The organism is uncultured Caldilinea sp. (assembly GCF_937128415.1).
Taxonomy (GTDB): Bacteria; Chloroflexota; Anaerolineae; order Caldilineales; family Caldilineaceae; genus Caldilinea.
Genome location: NZ_CAKZMJ010000096.1, coordinates 92909 through 107458, shown reverse-complemented (window position 1 = coordinate 107458; position 14550 = coordinate 92909). Strand labels below are relative to the sequence as shown.

General features: G+C 63.0%; 12 protein-coding genes. 8 read left to right on the top strand and 4 right to left on the bottom strand.

What is annotated here, in order from left to right; translation table 11 throughout:
• Positions 1-54 precede the first annotated feature (54 nt).
• From alaS to Q0367_RS18890, 6 genes are all read left to right on the top strand, one after another.
• Positions 55-2751, top strand: a complete 2697-nt coding sequence (gene alaS, locus Q0367_RS18915) for an alanine--tRNA ligase (protein WP_298984113.1) — start codon at positions 55-57, stop codon at positions 2749-2751.
• A 112-nt stretch (positions 2752-2863) separates the two neighbouring features.
• Complete coding sequence (locus tag Q0367_RS18910; protein ID WP_297629758.1) at positions 2864-4438, top strand: baseplate J/gp47 family protein; 1575 nt, start codon at positions 2864-2866, stop codon at positions 4436-4438.
• Complete coding sequence (ruvX, locus tag Q0367_RS18905; RefSeq protein WP_298984110.1) at positions 4435-5049, top strand: Holliday junction resolvase RuvX; 615 nt, start codon at positions 4435-4437, stop codon at positions 5047-5049. The genes Q0367_RS18910 and ruvX overlap by 4 nt, the downstream gene beginning before the upstream one ends.
• A 6-nt stretch (positions 5050-5055) precedes the next feature.
• Positions 5056-6351: an endolytic transglycosylase MltG gene (gene mltG, locus Q0367_RS18900; RefSeq protein WP_297629752.1), complete on the top strand. Its 1296-nt coding sequence runs from the start codon at positions 5056-5058 to the stop codon at positions 6349-6351.
• Between the two features lie 7 nt (positions 6352-6358).
• On the top strand, positions 6359-7333 hold the full coding sequence (locus tag Q0367_RS18895; protein WP_297629749.1) for an ABC transporter substrate-binding protein: 975 nt from the start codon (positions 6359-6361) through the stop codon (positions 7331-7333).
• Positions 7334-7348: 15 nt separating this feature from the next.
• Complete coding sequence (locus tag Q0367_RS18890; RefSeq protein WP_297629747.1) at positions 7349-8566, top strand: glycosyltransferase family 4 protein; 1218 nt, start codon at positions 7349-7351, stop codon at positions 8564-8566.
• Positions 8567-8615: 49 nt separating this feature from the next.
• On the opposite strand, the gene Q0367_RS18885 is transcribed toward Q0367_RS18890, so the two are convergent.
• The 3 genes from Q0367_RS18885 to Q0367_RS18875 all read right to left on the bottom strand — a co-directional run bounded on the left by Q0367_RS18885 (position 8616) and on the right by Q0367_RS18875 (position 10972).
• Complete coding sequence (locus tag Q0367_RS18885; protein WP_298984107.1) at positions 8616-9926, bottom strand: thymidine phosphorylase; 1311 nt, start codon at positions 9924-9926, stop codon at positions 8616-8618.
• Between the two features lie 9 nt (positions 9927-9935).
• Positions 9936-10256 (bottom strand): hypothetical protein, encoded by a 321-nt coding sequence (locus Q0367_RS18880; protein WP_298984105.1) that lies wholly within the window; start codon positions 10254-10256, stop codon positions 9936-9938.
• A 260-nt stretch (positions 10257-10516) separates the two neighbouring features.
• Positions 10517-10972 (bottom strand): SufE family protein, encoded by a 456-nt coding sequence (locus Q0367_RS18875; RefSeq protein WP_298984103.1) that lies wholly within the window; start codon positions 10970-10972, stop codon positions 10517-10519.
• A 228-nt stretch (positions 10973-11200) separates the two neighbouring features.
• On the opposite strand from Q0367_RS18875, the gene Q0367_RS18870 reads away from it, so the two are divergent.
• Positions 11201-11914 carry a peptidase E gene (locus Q0367_RS18870; RefSeq protein ID WP_298984101.1) on the top strand — a complete coding sequence of 238 codons (714 nt, stop codon included), beginning with the start codon at positions 11201-11203 and terminating at the stop codon, positions 11912-11914.
• A gap of 10 nt (positions 11915-11924) precedes the next feature.
• On the opposite strand, the gene Q0367_RS18865 is transcribed toward Q0367_RS18870, so the two are convergent.
• On the bottom strand, positions 11925-12911 hold the full coding sequence (locus Q0367_RS18865; RefSeq protein ID WP_297629730.1) for a sugar-binding transcriptional regulator: 987 nt from the start codon (positions 12909-12911) through the stop codon (positions 11925-11927).
• An 82-nt stretch (positions 12912-12993) separates the two neighbouring features.
• Here Q0367_RS18865 and Q0367_RS18860 point away from each other — a divergent pair, with 82 nt between their 5' ends.
• Positions 12994-14550, top strand: a complete 1557-nt coding sequence (locus Q0367_RS18860; protein WP_298984099.1) for an FGGY family carbohydrate kinase — start codon at positions 12994-12996, stop codon at positions 14548-14550.

Genomic DNA, 14550 nt, shown 5'->3' with positions numbered 1-14550 from the left:
AATCGCAAGGATATAGTGCGCATGCAGAACCGGTGAATGCACAGGATAGAGGTTATGAAATACCTGACGACCAACCAGATCCGCCAGTACTTTTTGGATTTCTTTCATCAGCGCGGCCATGAGATCGTCCCCAGCAGCAGCCTGGTGCCGGAGAACGACCCGACGTTGCTGCTCACCAACGCCGGCATGAACCAGTTCAAGGACGTCTTCCTCGGCCTGGAAAAACGCCCATACAAGCGCGCGGCCACCGTGCAAAAGTGCATGCGCGTCAGCGGCAAACATAACGATCTGGAGAACGTCGGCCCTAGCCCGCGGCATCACACCTTTTTTGAGATGCTGGGCAACTTCTCTTTCGGCGACTACTTCAAGAAGGACGCCATTCGCTTCGCCTGGGAGTTACTGGTGGACGAGCTGGAGCTTCCGCTCGAGCGGCTCTGGTTCACCGTCTACGAAGAGGACGACGAGGCCGAGCGCCTCTGGATCGAAACCGGCGCCGACCCCTCGCGCGTCCTGCGCTTTGGCAAAAGCGACAACTGGTGGTCGATGGGCGACGTCGGCCCCTGCGGCCCTTGCTCGGAGATTCATTACTACTGGGGCGATCTGGAAAAACAAAGCGCCGCAGGCGTCAACAACAGCGACGAATATCTGGAGATCTGGAACCTGGTCTTCATGCAATATGACGCGCAGCCGGATGGACGTCTCGTTCCCCTGCCGGCGCCCAGCGTGGACACCGGCGCCGGGCTGGAGCGCCTCGCCAGCATTCTCCAGGGCAAAGACAACAACTACGACACCGACGCGTTTGCGCCGATCATGAACCGCATCCAGCAGCTGGCGGGGCATAGCGACGCGCAGCGCCAGGAGCATCTCTTCCGTTACCGCGCCATTGCCGACCATGCGCGCGCCTGCACATTTCTGATCGGCGACGGCGTGCTGCCCGGCAACGAAGGACGCCAGTACGTGCTGCGCATGATCCTGCGCCGCGCCGCGCGCTTCGGCAAGATCATCGGCTTTGAACGCCCTTTCCTGGCGCAGGTGGCCGACGCCGTCATTCAAGAGATGGGCGGCCATTACACCGATCTGATTCCCAAGCGCGACTACATCATGCAGACCATCACCGACGAAGAGGAGCGCTTCCATCGCACGCTCAACAACGGCCTGCGCATCCTGGATGAGGTCATGGATCGCATGCGCGCCGAAGGGCGCACGCAGATCTCTGGACAGGAGGCCTTCTTCCTGTGGGACACCTTCGGTTTCCCGATCGACCTGACGCGCGACATTGCGAAGGACAACGGCTTCACCGTAGACGAGGAAGGTTTCAGAAAGGCGCTGGCCGAACAAAAAGAAAAGAGCCGCGCCACCGCCGTTGAAAAGGTCGCCCTGGACGTCAAGCCCTATGTGGAGCACTTCCGCAAGCTCCAGGAGCAGGGCGTGATCGACCCTGCAGGCGTGCGTCACCGCATCTATGAAGACCTCGCTGAGGTGGACACCACCGTGGCGGCGCTTTTCGTCAATGGCGAGCCGGTCGAAGAGGCAAGCGTCGGGCAAGAAGTCGAAGTTTTGTTGCCGGAGACGGTCTTTTACGTCGAGGCGGGCGGTCAGGTCAGCGACACGGGCGAAATTTACTACTGGCCCGAAAATCTGCCCGAACCGGTCTGGTCGATCCAGGTGACCGACATGCGACGTCCGATCCCCGGGCTGATCCTGCACGTCGGCAAGGTGACCAGCGGCACGGTCAAGGTCGGCGACCCGGCCGCGGCGGTCATCGACACCGAGCGTCGCTGGGACATCATGCGCAATCACACGGCGACGCACATTTTGCACGCCGCGCTGCGCGAACGGCTGGGCAAACACGTGCATCAGGCCGGCTCGCTGGTGGCGCCGGATCGACTGCGCTTTGACTTCACCTACGGTCAGCCGCTGAGCGACGAAGACATCGCCGCCATTGAACGTCGCGCCAACGAGATCGTCTTGCAGAACTACCCGGTCAACACGCGCTGGACGACCTACAACCAGGCCATCAGCGAGGGCGTGACTGCGCTGTTCACCGAAAAATACGGCGACGAGGTGCGCGTCGTCTCCTTCGGCGAAGAGGAGGGCGTCAGCGCCGAATTGTGCGGCGGCACCCACGTCGACAGCACCGCCGAAGTCGGCCCCTTCCGCATCGTCAGCGAGGGGAGCGTCGCCGCGGGCGTGCGGCGCATCGAGGCCGTCACCGGCCGTGCGGCGGAGGCGCTGATCGAAGAGCGGCTGGCTGCGCTCGACGCCATCGCCGAAATGTTGCACACTAAGCCCGCTGAAGCGGCTGAGGCGGTGCGGGAACTGATCGCCCGCCATCATGCGTTGCAGAAGGAGGTCGCGCAACTGCGCCAGAAGCTGGCGCGACAGGAGGCCGAGGCGCTTCTCCAGCGCGCCGAACGCGTGGATGGGTTCTCGGTGCTGGCCGTGCGCGTCCCGGCCGAAGACGTGGAGACTTTGCGGCAGATGACCGACTGGTTCCGCGACAAGCTAGGCAGCAGCGTCGTGGCGGTCGGCGCCGTGATCGACGACAAGCCGTTGATCGTCGCCGCTGTGACCGAAGATCTGGTCCGTCGCGGGATGCATGCAGGCAATTTGGTGCGCGACGCCGCCAAATTGATGGGTGGCGGCGGCGGCGGACGCCCGACGCTCGCCCAGGCCGGCGGACGCGACAGCGCCAAACTGGAAGAGGCGCTGCAGAGCATCGCCCAATGGGTGAAGACGAACTTGAAGTGAGAGGCGCAGGGCGTGGTTCATGTTCCGTGTTGCGTGTTTCTTCCAAGATCGTAATTTCACGCAACACGAATCACGCAACACGAATCACGCACTGCGCAACACGAATGCAACTATGACTGAATTTTATCAAGTTCCACCGGACGCCAGCCTGGAATCCGTGCGTCGCGCGGTGGGGCAATGGCGCAACAAGCGGATTGCGCTCGAATTGCCTGAAGGCTGGCTCGAACTGAACAACGTGGCGCGCATGCGGCTCTTGCAGCGCCAGGCCCAGATTCAGAAAAACGAGATTGCGCTGATCACGCGTGAGCCGGCGACGCGCCTGGCCGCTAAACAGGTGGGCGTGCCGGTCTTCAACCACATGGAGCAGGCGGCCAACGACCGCTGGCGGATGAAGCCGCTGCTGCCGCTCATCGACCCGCGCAACCCGGCGGCGGGGCTGCCGGAGCCTCCCCCCTGGCGCCGCGAGGAGATCGTGGCGCGACAGACCCTGCCCACGCAACGACAGGCGCGGCAGCGCCGCATCGAAAGCGAGACCGCCTACCGCAAACCGACGCCGATGTGGATGCGGCTGGCCGGCAACCTCATCATGAGCGCGTTGATCGTCGCTGCACTGGCCGGCTTCACCTTCTACGTCTTGCCCGCCGCCACCATCACCGTCAAACCGGGGCGACTGCCGTTGCAGACCGATCTGCGGATGACGGCGCTGATCGGCATCGACGCCGTTGACGCTGAAGAAGCGCTCTTGCCTGCGCGGTTGGTGAAAGTCGAGCTGACCGAGCAGGGAGCAGTTCCCACCAGCGGAACCGCCCAAAAGCCGACCACGCGCGCCGTGGGCGAGGTCGTCTTCACCAACCTGGGCGCCGTTCCTGTGACCATTCCGGAAAACACGCGCGTGAGCACGAGCGCCGGCATCCCGGTCGAGTTCCGCACCTTGCGCGAGGCCACCGTTGAGGGCGGCGCCGGCCAACGCGTCAGCGTGCCCGTCGAAGCGGTGGAGCCGGGCATCATCGGCAACGTGCGCGCCAACACCATCAACACCGTCGTCGGCGCGCTCGGCTTCCGACTGCGCGTCAACAACCCCAATCCCACCGCCGGCGGCGGCGCTGAGCTGGTGTCGGTGGTTTCTCAGGCGGACCGCGACCGACTGGTGGAAATTCTGCTGGATTCGGCCCGATCCAAGGCGTACGATCGGCTGCGCGAGGAGCTGCAAACAGGCGAATGGCTCCCGCCCGAATCGGTGCAAACCTTTGTGCTGGCGCAGTCGTTCGACCAGTATAACGACGAACCGGCGCAACAGTTGAGCGGGTCCATTCGCGTGCTGGTGCAGGGCTTGGCCGTCAATGAACAGCAGGCCACCGACCTGATCTTGAAAAAATTAGAGGCGCAAGTGCCCGAGCGCGGCAGGCTGGTGCTCGACAGCATCCGCGCCCAGCGCCAACCGGGAAGCGAAGCGACGACCACCAGCGTCACCTTCACGATGACCGTCTCAGCCGACTATACGACGCCGATCGACCCGGACGAGCTGCGCCGCGCAGTTGCAGGCATGACGCCGGAAGAGGCGAAGCGCACGATCCGCGAGCAGTGGTTGATCGAAGGCGAGCCGGACATCTATCTCGACCCGGCGTGGCGCGGGGTGCTTCCCTCGTTGATCAACCGCATGCAGGTGCGCATCGATTTTGGGCCATGACGATGATGCCAACCGACGCCGATGCGGTGAACAAATTGAATCAGCAGAAGGCGCCCGCCGGCAAGCTGATGAGCCTGGACGTCGGACAGGCGCGCATCGGCGTGGCCGTCTGCGACCCGTTGCATCTGGCTGCGCGACCGCTGACCGTGATCCGACGCCGCAGCCGAGAAGAAGATTTCGCCGCCCTCGCCCGGCTGGTGCAGCAGGAGGAGGCGCAGGCGATCATCTGCGGGCTGCCGCTCCACATGGACGGCAGCGAGGGCGCCCAGGCGAAATCGGTGCGTCGTTGGGCGCAGCGGCTTGCGCAGGCGTTGCGCCAAATTCTGGGCGCTGCGCCTCCCATTCTCTTCTGGGATGAGCGCCTGAGCAGCTACGAAGCGCAGTCGATACTGGCTGCACATTCACCGACAGCGGAGAACGAGGCGACGATCGCCTTTCCGGCGCGCTTCAAAGGGGGGCGAGACAAAGGCCGGCGGCGCAAAGGACGAAGCCCCCAGAGCGCCGATGACGCAGTGGCAGCCGCCGTCATCTTGCAGAGTTACCTGGACGCCCATAAAGCAGCCCAGGCGGGCGTCGAGAACAGGATCGACTACGGTCGCATTGAGATTTGAGGGCGTATGACTTTTCGTGAACGCGAACAGCAGGTGCTCTATCGCCGCACGCAACTGGCGCGACGACAGTCCGACTGGCGTCAGCAATGGCGTGGAGCGGCGCTGCTGTGGAACCTGCTGAAAATTGGCACGTTGTCGATCGTGATCGCCGTGCTGGGTGGAAGCTGGGTGGTCAGCAGTGCGCATCTGCATGAACAATTGCTCGCCGCACCCCAGCGCACCGCCGGCCTGCTCGATCCGACCGCCAACCAGTTTTCGCTCGACCCGGACACGATCGAGCGGCAAATTCTGGCGATTAGCCTGCGCCTGCGCGAGGATGAGCTTTACATCCCCGCGGGCGACAACCCCCGGCCGCGCCCCTTCACGGTGGCTCCTGGCGAAGCAGCGCGCTTCATTGCTGCACGGCTGGCCGCGCAAGGCTTCATCACCGATCCGGACCTCTTCAACCTCTACCTGCGCGTCACCGGCCTTGAACGCAAAATCGAGGCCGGCAACTTCATGCTGGCCGAAACAATGACCATGCCGGAAATCGCCGAAGCCCTCCAACACGCGCTGTTTGAAGAGGCGCTGGTGACCATCCCCGAGGGGATGCGCTCGGAGGAGATCGCCGAGCGACTTGCAGCCGCCAATGTCATCGAGGCGGATCGCTTCCTGGCGGCGGTGCGCAACCCGCGTAGTCTCACCATCTTCGACCGCTATGATTTCCTGCAGAGCCTGCCGCCGGACGCCTCGCTCGAAGGCTTCCTCTTCCCGGACACCTACCGCTTCCCGGTGCTGGCGGCCACCCCTGAACAGGTGATCCGCCCGTTTCTGGACAATTTTGAGCGACGGGTCGGCTCCAAAGGTTTGACGGGCGGCGCCAGCGGCCTGAGCGGTCGCGACCTCATCACCCTGGCCAGCATCGTGGAGCGAGAGGCTGTTCTGGCGGACGAGCGACCGATCATCGCCGGCGTCTATCTCAACCGCCTGAACAACAAATGCCCGGAGGTGGGCGGCCCCTACCTGCAGGCCGACCCCACGGTGCAATATGCGCGCGGCACGGTGGGCAACTGGTGGTGGAAACCGCAGTCGATCGAAGAGTACAAGCTGGTGCAAAGCCCCTACAACACCTATCTCTATCCTGGGTTGCCGCCAGGTCCAATCTCCAACCCAGGGTTGAGCGCCATCGAAGCGACGCGCAACCCGGCGCGCACCGGCTACTGCTTCTTCGTCGCCACCGGCGAAGATGGCAGACACGTCTTCGTGCAAACTTTAGCGGAGCAGCAGCAAAACCTGCAGATTTACGGATATAATCCGAAGTAAAGGTGTTTTGGACGCCGATAGACGCACCTTTTTGACGCAAATCCTATGGCGAAGTGCGATCCTTCTGCTCTTCGCCATAGCCATTTTGTCGGCGGCGTGCCGGGACGTGCGGCCGGTCGTCAAGATCGGGCTGATTGCTCCGTTTGAGGGGCTGTATCGCCGCACCGGTTACGAGGCCTTGACGGCGATGCGCCAGGCCATCGCCGAGACGCCGTCGCGCGAAATGGCAGTTGTGCCCTTGGCGCTCGATGACAGCGCAACCCCGGAACGCGCACGACGTGCTGCCCAGAAGCTGCTGGTCGATCCTCAGGTGCGCTCCATCGTGGGGCCGCTTGCGCCCGCGTTGACCGCCGCCGTCGCCGACGTCTTGAGCGACGCCGGCGTCCCCTGGTTCGTTCCCTACGCAGTGGAGCCGGAAGGCGGCTTTGCCTCTGCGCTTCATTCCATAGCCTGGGCGGACGACTTGCTTGCGGCGGTGGGGGCGGCCGTCCGGCGGCAGGGAGCCGCCTCGCTGGCGCTGGCCGGCGACCCCAGCGGTTGGCCCGCCTGGGATGAAGCGCGCGGGTCGGCGATTGCGGGTCTGCCCACGCGTTTCCTCCACGATGACGTCGCTTCCCTCAGGCCGGATGAAGCAATTTTTTGGCTGGGCGCTGCAGATGAAGCTGCGGCTTTCTTGAATGCGACGCCTTCGGCAGGCGCCGGCGCTCCATTCTGGCTGGGACCGGTCGGCGGCGACCCGGTGCTGACGGAACGGCTCGAAACTGACAGGAAATTGTATTGGTTGACGTGGTCGAATTCCCACTATACTGATCGCGTGATGGGTCGGGATCCGATGGCGCCTGCTGCTCTTTTGACCTATGAAGCCACACGGGCGGCGTTGGATGCTGCGATGCGAACCGAGACGGTTCCTGCACGACCCTGGCGTGTTGCTATGTTTGTACTGGAGAATGGGGTGAGTCGTCCTTTCACCCTGGATGAATAAAGGCGGTGTGGCATTATGCATGTTCTTTTAATCTCCTGGGAGTATCCTCCCTACGTTGTGGGCGGCATGGGCAAACATGTCGCCGAATTGACGCCTTTCCTGAGCGGCCAAAGGATCGACGGCGCAGAGGACGAAGATCGCGTCTCCGTCGATGTCCTCACGACGCGCTACAGCGGCGGGCCGCAGGAGGAGCAGGTCAACGAATTTCTGCGCATTTATCGGGTGGACGCTCCGCCGATCGACCCGGTCGATCACTACAACAGCGTAATTCAGAACAATCAGCACCTGGTGGAGCGCGCAGAAGAGCTTGCGCAACGGCAGCCCTATGACCTCATCCATATTCATGACTGGTTGGTCGCTAAGGCCGGCATCGCATTGAAACATCGATGGAAAGTTCCGCTGATCACCACGATGCACGCCACCGAGCGAGGGCGCCATCAAGGACACATCCCCAGTGAAACCAGCTCGCAGATCGACCGCATGGAGTGGCAGTGCTGCTTCGAGGCTTGGAGCATTATCGCCTGCAGTCAGTTCATGCGCAACGAGTTGCAGCATTATTTCGGCATCCCGGAGGACAAGACGATCATCATCCCCAACGGCATCAACATCGAGGCTGTGATGCGCTGTTCGGAAGAGCGGCGGGCGCTGCTGCGTCAGCGCTACGCCCCGAATGACGAGCGGTTGTTGCTCTTCGTGGGGCGCATCGTCTACGAAAAGGGACTCCATGTGTTGATTCGGGCGATGCCGCGCATCCTGGCCGAACATCCGAACACCCGGCTTCTGGTGGCCGGCAAGAACAGTGAAAAGTATTGGCCTCTGGCCTATGAGTTAGGGGTGGAGCGGGCGATCAGCTTTTTGGGCTACGTCAGCGACGAAGAGCGCGATTGCCTCTACGGCATTGTGGACGCCGCCATTTTCCCCAGCCTGTATGAGCCTTTTGGCATTGTGGCGTTGGAGGCGATGGCGGCCGGAACGAACGTGATTGCCTCGAGCGTCGGCGGCCTGGCGGAAGTGGTGCGCCATCTGGAGACCGGCCTCACCGTCTATCCCAACGATCCGCTGAGCATCGCCTGGGCGGTGAACAAACTCTTCACCGAGCCGGAGGCCGCCGCCGAACGGCGTCGCCGCGCCCTGCGCGAAGTGGAGGAGCGCTATAGCTGGGACAACATCGCCAGACAGACGGCGCTCCTCTACCAGCGCGTGGTGGAGGAGCGCAAAAACACGGATTGGTAGAATGTGTTGCGTGTTGCGTAACGGAACACGCAACACGCACCCTCCCTGCTTATGCGACGCGGTCGAGCACAATTTCCAGCGGCCTCATCGGCGCGTCTGCGATCGCGTAGGCTGCTTGAAGACGTTTTGCTGCTGCCATGGCGCTCTGTTCAGTGGCTGCATGGACGGTGCAGAGCGTTTCACCGCTCTGCACTTTTGCCCCCACTTTTGCGGACAAAACGACGCCCACCGCAGGGTCAATCGGGTCGCCTTTTTTGTGGCGTCCTCCGCCCAGGTCCACGGTCACCAGGCCGACTTCTCGGGCATCAATGGCGTGAACGTAACCGTCGACCGGCGCTGGCACAGGAAGCTGAACCGGCGCTGTGGGCAGCCGTTCTGGATGGTCGACCAGCGACGCGTCGCCTCCCTGCGCTGCGACGAAAGCGCGGAATTTCTCGAATGCGCTGCCGTCGGCGATGACTTTGCGCACCGCAGCGCGTGCCTGGTTCATGTCTTCCGCTGCTCCGGCGATCAACAGCATTTCCCCCGCCACGGTTTCGACCAGCTCGTGAAAATCGGCGGGGCTGGCGTTGTGCAGTGTGGCGATGGCCTCTTTCACTTCCAACGCATTGCCCACCGCCAGCCCAAGCGGCTGCTGCATCTGCGTAATGAGCGCCGTCACTTTGCGCCCGGCCAGGCGCCCGATGGCGACCATGCGCTGCGCCAACGCACGCGCATCGTCCAGCGTCTCCATAAATGCGCCGCGCCCGCATTTCACGTCCAGCACGATGGCGTCGGCGCCGGCCGCCAGCTTTTTGCTCATGATGCTGGCGGCGATCAAGGGGAGACTGGGCACGGTGCCGGTCACGTCGCGCAGCGCGTAGAGAATCTTGTCTGCAGGCGCAAGGTTGGCGGTCTGCGCCGCAATCACCAGCCCAATTGAGCGCAACTGACGGCGGAAGTGCTCCTGTGAAATTTCGGCGGTCCAGCCGCGAATGCTTTCCAGCTTGTCGATAGTGCCGCCGGAAAAGCTCAGGCCGCGACCGCTCATTTTTCCCACGGGCAAGCCGCAGGCCGCCGCAATCGGGGCGACCGCCAGCGTGGTTTTGTCTCCGACGCCGCCTGAGGAATGCTTGTCTACGATCACCGCCCCCGGCAAGACGTCGTGCAGGTCAAGTTGGTCGCCGGAGGCGGCCATCGCCAACGTCAGGTCGGTGGTCTCCCGGTCCGTCATGCCGCGAAAGTAGACGGCCATCAGCCAGGCGGCGATCTGATAGTCGGGGATGGCGCCGTTGACGACGCCGTCGATGAAGAAGTCAATTTCTTCTTTGGAGAGTTCACCGCCGTCGCGCTTTTTGACGATGATGTCGACCGGGTTCATGTTCGCTCCCTATGCTTCTGCTCTGCGCTCCGCCGGCAGCTGGAATCCGTTTTGAAGCCAGGTCGCCACTGCGCGCATCTGGAATTGCTCTTCTTCATTGAGCGAGGTGTACGCCTCGGAGACGGACTGGAGCAGCTGATTGACATCAACGCCTTCCAACATGCCGGCGACGCCTGCTTCGCTGCGCACCGCGCTGTTGTCTCCTCCGAGGAAGCTCGAGAGCATCTTGCCCAGTCCGCCCCCTGCGATCAGGACGCCCGCAATTTGCAACAGCAGTTGAAGTCCGGCCATCAGGTCTTTCTGGCTGTAGGTTTCCTTGCGCTTCTTCATGTCGGCGGCGAGCTGTCCTTGAAGCTTTGGCTTCGGGTGCGCCGGCTTTTTAGCGCTGGTCGATGCAACGACGCTGCCCCCGGAAGTTGGCTTTCTTGAATTTGGTTTCGTCTTGGCCTCCGCAAGCTGGTCTTCACGCACCAGTTTCCCGCCGCGCACGTAGATGGGCTGCCCGCAATGAGGGCAACTGGTCTTTCGTTTCGGTTCTCGATCCAATTTGCGCCGACAATAGGGGCACCGCACAAAAGAAGACCTGGAAGTCATAGGCGATTTTTCACCTGTTTTTTCATGTAGAGCAACAGGGCGTGCAAACCGCGCACGCGCTGCGGCGTGATCACTTCATGCAGCCCCAAGAGCATGTAGACGTCTTCCGGAGTCGCCAGCACCTCCTCCGGCCTGGCGCCGTTCAACCCTTCCGCCAGAATCGCAGCATAGCCGCGCACCGTCGGCGACTCCGGCGGGATGTCCAGATAAAAGTGCACGCCGTCTCCGTCGATTTCGGTGGCGAGGAAGACCGGCGTCTGGCATTCGTGCACCTGCTCCATGCTGTCGCGCTGCGCCACATAGCGTTCGGGCAACGGCGGCAGGTTCATGGCGTACTCCAGCAGATATTCCATGCGGTCGCGCGGAGACGCTTCACGGAATTCTTCGATGATCGCCTGCAGCGCTGGAGGACACAGCTCGATCTTATCTTGAAGGGTGGTCTCTGTCGTCATGGTTTCTCCACTCTGAAATGAGAGCGCCTCGCATCAGGTCGCGGCGGGCGCTGCATCCATTCTCCCTGCGATGCGTTTGCGAAACAGTTTGATCCTACTGCATGGAGTGGGTTGCGTCAAACTATGCGCGTGATTCTGGATTGCTTGCGACTGTTGGGGGCGCGGCTCCATCCACGCGCTCGATTATGATATGCTTATCGAGAGATTCAACAACGGAAGGTGGAAACGATGCGACAGATCATCGCCATGGGCGGCGGCGGCTTCTCTATGGAGCCGGAGAACCCGGCGCTTGACGAGTACGTGATTCGCCAGTGTGGGAAGGCGACGCCGAAGGTGTGTTTTCTGGCGCAGGCCAGCGGCGAGAGTTTGGAATATACGCTCAACTTTTACCGGGCGTTCAGCCGATTGGGTTGCCGCCCGACGCATCTTTCGCTCTTCGCTGCGCCGCCGGAAGATGCGAGGGGCGTGCTGCTGGCCCAGGACATCATCTACGTCGGCGGCGGCAATACGAAGAGCATGTTGGCGCTGTGGGAGGCGTGGGGATTGCCTTCCATCCTGCGCGAGGCGTATGCACAGGGGATCGTGCTTGCGGGCGTCAGCGCCGGCGCCAACTGCTGGTTCGAGCAGGGGGTCACCGACTCCATCGCCCCGCAGCCGGATGTGATGGCCTGCCTGGGCTTTTTGCCTGGCAGCTTCTGCCCACATTACGACGGCGAAGCGACGCGGCGTCCGGCCTTTCATCGCCTGTTGGCGGAAGGACGCATCCAACCTGGCTACGCGGCGGACGACGGAGCAGCGTTCCATTTCATCGACGGGGCGTTGCATCAGGTGGTGGCCTCGCGACCGGCGGCGCGCGGATGGCGGCTATGGAAGGATGAACAGGGCGGCGTGCACGAGGAGGAAATGCAGCCTGTGCTCTTGACTCAGTCGGCGACGGCGTGAAGCGCCGGACTCACATCTCCTGAGCGGCGTGCAACACCTGCTCGGCCGTCCAGGCGTCGGTGATGAGCACGTCGATCATCTGAATGCGCAGCAGGCCTAGAATCGGCGCCACCTTTTCCGGGCCGGTGGCGATGACGACGAGCTGCGGACAGGCCAGCAACTGCTCCCAGCGGATGCCGATAGAGACGCCGGGATAGGCGTCGTCGACCAGCTCGCCCTGCACCGTGTAGAAATGGCCGCAGATGTCGCCGACGGCGCCCGCCTCGGCCAGCCGCGTGATCTCCGGCTCGTCGAGCAGCCCGGCCAACACGAGCGGCGAATTGTGCAGGGCGCCGATGCCGACGAGCGCCAGGTCGAGCCGATCGTAGAAGGCGCTCACCTGTTGGATATTGGAAGATTGCAACAAAAGTTGAGCGAGTTGTCGGTCGGGCACGAGCGCAGGCGCGTTCAAGAAATAGCCGGCGCCGGCGTAGCCTTCGCACAGGATGCGCGTGATTTCCGCCCCGCGCGCCAGAGAGTGCTTGATGTCGATGTCGCCGAGCAACTGCACCAGAGTGATGTTGCGCGGGGTGGCGAGCTTGGAAAGTCCATAGGCCAGCTCCGCCAGCGTGCGCCCCCGTCCGACGCCGACCAGCATGTTCGGCTTGATCAAGGGGTCGACGAAGGGCGCCGCCTCAACGCCCACCAGACGACGCAGCTCCTCCGCCTGGTTCGGATACTGTTGGACGTCGATGACAATGGCCTCTTGCAGCCCAAATTGTTCGCGCAACCTGCGTTCAAGATGGCTCTGGCGAACCTTCGGGCGGACAATCTGAATGCGCACGATTCCCTCCTCGCGCGCCTTGCTGAGCAAGCGGGAGACGGTGCTCCGCGAGATATGATAGAGTTCGGCGATCTGCGCCTGCGTCAATTGATCAACATAATATTTTTCGGCGACCTCAATCAAGAGATCGAGATTGTCGATTGCGTCGTCGCCCGTGTGTCGATGAACCATCATGCTTTTGCATTCGTGTAAAAAGCTAGGGGGCCTGTCGATCGCCCCGCTGTCAGGTCAAACCTAATTCTATGGTGACTGCACAGTGACGAACAAATACCTTGCTCCCTTAATCCTGGCCGTTGACGTCGGCACGACCTCGATCAAAGCGGGCGTAGTCTCAACGGATGGCCGCATCGGCGCTCTGCGCCAGCACCCCACGCCCTATCGCCTGGCGCAGCCGCCCGCGTTCGAGGTCGATATGGATGCGTTGGCGGCTGCAACGCTGCAAGTTTTGCAGGAATGCAGCGCCGACGAAGACGCGGCGTCCATCGTCGCCGTTGCCGTTACGGCGCAAGGCGACGGCGCCTGGCCGCTGGATCGCATGCAGCGTCCGGCCGGGCCGGCGCTGATCTGGCGCGATGGTCGCAGCAACGAGGTCTTGCGACGTTGGCGCAGCGAGGGCAGGCTCGCCGCCGTGGCCCAGATGACCGGCACCTATCCGACCTCGGCGCACCAGACCACGCAGATGGCCTGGCTGAAAGCGCATCTGCCTGAACGTCTGGCGCATGTGCGCTATCTCGGCTTTGCCGAAGATTGGATCGGATGCGTGTTAACCGGCCGGGTCGGCGTGAGCATCGCTAACTTCGAGCACACCTATGGCCACGCACATCCACCGCACCACGACTTTGCGCACAGCGCAGCGCAGGTGTTGCAACTCCTTGACCTCGAGTGGATGCAGCCGCTGCTGTTAGAGCCGACCTCGCCGCTGCAACCGCGCGGGACGCTCCTCCCCGATGTCGCCCACCGCATCGGTGTAAAGGCCGGCCTGCCGGTCTACGTTGGCCCTTTCGATGTGCTTGCGGCTGCGCTCGGCGCAGGCGCCGTCCTGCCCACGCAGGCGTCCTCCATCTGGGGCACGGCGGCCATCCATCAGCGCTGGGTGACTTCGTTTGCTCCGTCGGAGATCGGCTATCTTGTCTCCCATCCCCAACAGCCGGGCCGTTGGCTGCGTTTTGTCGCCACCGGCGCCGGCATGGTCAATCTCGACTACTGGCGGCGGCTGCTCTATCCGGAGGTCGAAACCGGCGCCCGGTGGACGGCGCTGGAGTCGGCGTTGGAGCAGCTGCCTCCCGGCGCCGATGGCCTGATCTACTTGCCCTACCTTTCAGCCGCAGACGAGCGCAGCGAAGAAGCGCCCGGCGTCTTGGGCGCCGGCTTCCTGGGCGTGCAGGAGCGTCACCAGCGCACGCATTATTTGCGCGCCGTTTACGAAGGGCTGGCGATCCAGGCGGCGCGCATCTTTCGTCGCCTGAATCCGATGGATGTTCCTCTGCGCGAGGTGTGCGTCGCCGGCGGCGGCGCACAGAGCGACCTGTTGACGCAGCTGCTGGCGCACGCCGCCGGCTTGCGCACAGTGCGCCCCCGCTGCACCGAGGCCAGTTTGCTCGGCGCAGCGGGCGTTGCGTTCACAGCGCTAGGATATGCCACAGACCTCAACGCGTTGATGCAGACGCTCAACCCGCCGCAAACCCTCTGCACCCCCAACGCAGCGGCGACTGCCAGGTATCGTGCGCAGGCGACCGTCATCGATGGCTTGTTGCGCGCACTGACGGAGGCGCAGCAGGCAAGGTCAGAAAATGCAGACGACGAGCTTGCGTAG

Excerpts from the sequence above, each read along its gene's own strand:
- Q0367_RS18885 (WP_298984107.1), bottom strand. The coding sequence starts at position 9,926 with ATGAACCCGGTCGACATCATCGTCAAAAAGCGCGACGGCGGTGAACTC.
- Q0367_RS18890 (WP_297629747.1), top strand. The coding sequence starts at position 7,349 with ATGCATGTTCTTTTAATCTCCTGGGAGTATCCTCCCTACGTTGTGGGC.
- Q0367_RS18865 (WP_297629730.1), bottom strand. The coding sequence starts at position 12,911 with ATGATGGTTCATCGACACACGGGCGACGACGCAATCGACAATCTCGAT.
- alaS (WP_298984113.1), top strand. The coding sequence starts at position 55 with ATGAAATACCTGACGACCAACCAGATCCGCCAGTACTTTTTGGATTTC.
- Q0367_RS18870 (WP_298984101.1), top strand. The coding sequence starts at position 11,201 with ATGCGACAGATCATCGCCATGGGCGGCGGCGGCTTCTCTATGGAGCCG.
- Q0367_RS18880 (WP_298984105.1), bottom strand. The coding sequence starts at position 10,256 with ATGAAGAAGCGCAAGGAAACCTACAGCCAGAAAGACCTGATGGCCGGA.
- mltG (WP_297629752.1), top strand. The coding sequence starts at position 5,056 with ATGACTTTTCGTGAACGCGAACAGCAGGTGCTCTATCGCCGCACGCAA.
- Q0367_RS18875 (WP_298984103.1), bottom strand. The coding sequence starts at position 10,972 with ATGACGACAGAGACCACCCTTCAAGATAAGATCGAGCTGTGTCCTCCA.
- Q0367_RS18910 (WP_297629758.1), top strand. The coding sequence starts at position 2,864 with ATGACTGAATTTTATCAAGTTCCACCGGACGCCAGCCTGGAATCCGTG.
- ruvX (WP_298984110.1), top strand. The coding sequence starts at position 4,435 with ATGACGATGATGCCAACCGACGCCGATGCGGTGAACAAATTGAATCAG.